General features: G+C 77.8%; 2 protein-coding genes and 1 pseudogene. All 3 read left to right on the forward strand.

Annotated features, from left to right (window positions below; all coding sequences use genetic code 11):
• A pseudogene (locus tag ACFW1A_RS40205) lies at window positions 1-511 on the forward strand (hypothetical protein); the annotation flags it as partial.
• A 302-nt stretch (window positions 512-813) separates the two neighbouring features.
• Window positions 814-966 carry a hypothetical protein gene (locus ACFW1A_RS40210; RefSeq protein ID WP_380418648.1) on the forward strand — a complete coding sequence of 51 codons (153 nt, stop codon included), beginning with the start codon at window positions 814-816 and terminating at the stop codon, window positions 964-966.
• Between the two features lie 150 nt (window positions 967-1,116).
• The gene (locus ACFW1A_RS40215) at window positions 1,117-1,752 is read left to right on the forward strand and encodes a class I SAM-dependent methyltransferase (RefSeq protein ID WP_380418650.1); all 636 of its coding nucleotides are present in this window, start codon (window positions 1,117-1,119) and stop codon (window positions 1,750-1,752) included.
• The last annotated feature ends 326 nt before the right edge of the window (window positions 1,753-2,078 follow it).

Genomic DNA, 2,078 nt, shown 5'->3' on the forward strand with positions numbered 1-2,078 from the left:
GTCGCTGCCGGGCGTCGTCGTCCGCGTGTCCACCCTGTCCGCGACGGAGCTGACGGCGGGCGGCGCGGCCAGGCGGACCCGCGTCGACCCCGACCCGGAGCCGGCCCGGCCGGTCCACCGGTGCGGCGACTCCGCCGGGGTGGGCGGCTTCCTGGTCCGGCTCTGGCGCACCACCGGCGACGAGGGCGCGCTGGACCTGGCGGTGGCGGCCGGCCGCGCGGTGCTGGACGACCGCCGGACCGCCGGGGCCGTCGCCCGCCCCGGCCTGGCCGCCGACGGCGAGTACCTGCTGGACCTGGCCGGGGCCACCGGCGACGCCGCGTTCCGCACCGGCGCCGAGGAGTTCGCGCACCTGCTCGCGGCCCGCGCGGTGCTGCGCCAGGGCCTGCTGGCGCTGCCGGACGGGACCGGCAGCGGCTGCGGCACCGGCACCGCCGCCGCGCTGGCCTTCCTGCACCGCCTGCGGCACGGCGGCGCACGGCTCTGGCTCGACCCGGCGGGGGCACCGTGACCACCGGAACGCGGCACGGGGGTCCCCCGGAGGACCGGCACCCGCCGCCCCACCCGCGCCGCCCGGCGGCGCACCGGTCCGACCTCGAACAGTCCGGTCCGCCGAACCCGGCCGCGATGACACGCCGTCAGCTGAATGGTTCTTGACGGAGTCGGCCAGTAGGGTGACGGACCGACGGGGGCGATCGCTCCGGCATGTCGCGACCCGGTCGCGGGGCCGGACACCGCTCCCCGTTCCCGGCTCCGGCCGGCGGGTGCCGTGCGGCACCACAGAACCTGACCCACGCACGGAGAAGACGAGAGATGTCCGAGAACCTCACCGACACCAGCGAGCACGGCGCCGACGAGGCCACCGCGGAGGACTCCGCCCACGGCCGCCACCGCGGCGTGCTGGCCACCGACGACAACGCGGAGGCCGACGCGCACGGCCGGCACCGGATGGACGCCGCCAACTGAGCACCTGCCCCACGGGCCCGACGCACCGCGCGTGCGCCGGGCCCGTGGCGTACCCGGCGCCGTACCCGTCGGTAACCGGCGGCGGGCGGCATCGAGTAGGGTCGCCCGGACACGGGCCGGGACGGCCGGCCCGGGACCGGGAGCAGCACCATGACCACCCCCGCCCCCGAGGTGCTGGCGGCCTTCGCCGCCGCTGACGGCTTCATGCCCGAGGACGAGGGCCTGGCCCTGTACGCCGCCGCCGTCGAGGCGGCCGGTCGCACCGGACTGCCGGTGCTGGAGATCGGCACCTACTGCGGGCGCTCGGCGATCCTGCTGGCCGACGCGGCCCGCCGCACCGGGACGGTCGCGCTCACCGTCGACCACCACCGCGGCTCCGAGGAGCAGCAGCCCGGCTGGGAGTACCACGACCCGAGCCTGGTCGACCCCGAGGTCGGCCTGATGGACACCCTCCCCCGGTTCCGCCGCACGCTGCACGCGGCCGGCCTGGAGCCGTACGTGGTCGCGCTGGTCGGCCGCTCGCCGCAGGTGGCCGCGGTCTGGGGCGGCGAGCTGGCGCTGGTCTTCGTCGACGGCGGGCACACCGACGAGCACGCCACCGGCGACTACGAGGGCTGGGTGCCGCACCTGGCCCAGGACGGGCTGCTGGTGGTGCACGACGTCTTCCCCGACCCGGCGGACGGCGGGCAGGCCCCGTACCGGGTGTACCTGCGCGCGCTGGCCGAGGGCTTCGAGGAGGTCTCGGTGACCGGGTCGCTGCGGGTGCTGCGGCGGGCCGCCCGCTGACGGCACTGCACCGAACCGGTGACGACCGGTCCGCCGATGCGCCGCCTCGCGCACTTTTTCGGAAGCCGGGCCACCCTGCGCAGTGATCGGCCGGTACGGTGACGACGGGCAGCCGCCGCACGACCGGCGGGCCGCCCCAGCCGCACCACCGACCAGCACCGGGCAGACCTGGCAGACCTGAAGGCGGGGGCCACCCATGACGGACCAAGGCGACATGACTCCGGCGGTCTGGGACCCCACCGCGCGCGACGGCGCCGGCGGCTGGGTCCGGCGTCCGGTGCCGCCGGTGGCCCCGGACAGCGCCGCGCCCTACCCGCCGGCCGGGC

It is taken from the genome of Kitasatospora sp. NPDC058965, from assembly GCF_042741245.1.
Classification (GTDB): Bacteria; Actinomycetota; Actinomycetes; order Streptomycetales; family Streptomycetaceae; genus Kitasatospora.

What these genes read in the sequence shown, in the direction of transcription:
- ACFW1A_RS40215 (WP_380418650.1), top strand. Translation starts at nt 1,117, where the DNA reads ATGACCACCCCCGCCCCCGAGGTGCTGGCGGCCTTCGCCGCCGCTGAC.
- ACFW1A_RS40210 (WP_380418648.1), top strand. Translation starts at nt 814, where the DNA reads ATGTCCGAGAACCTCACCGACACCAGCGAGCACGGCGCCGACGAGGCC.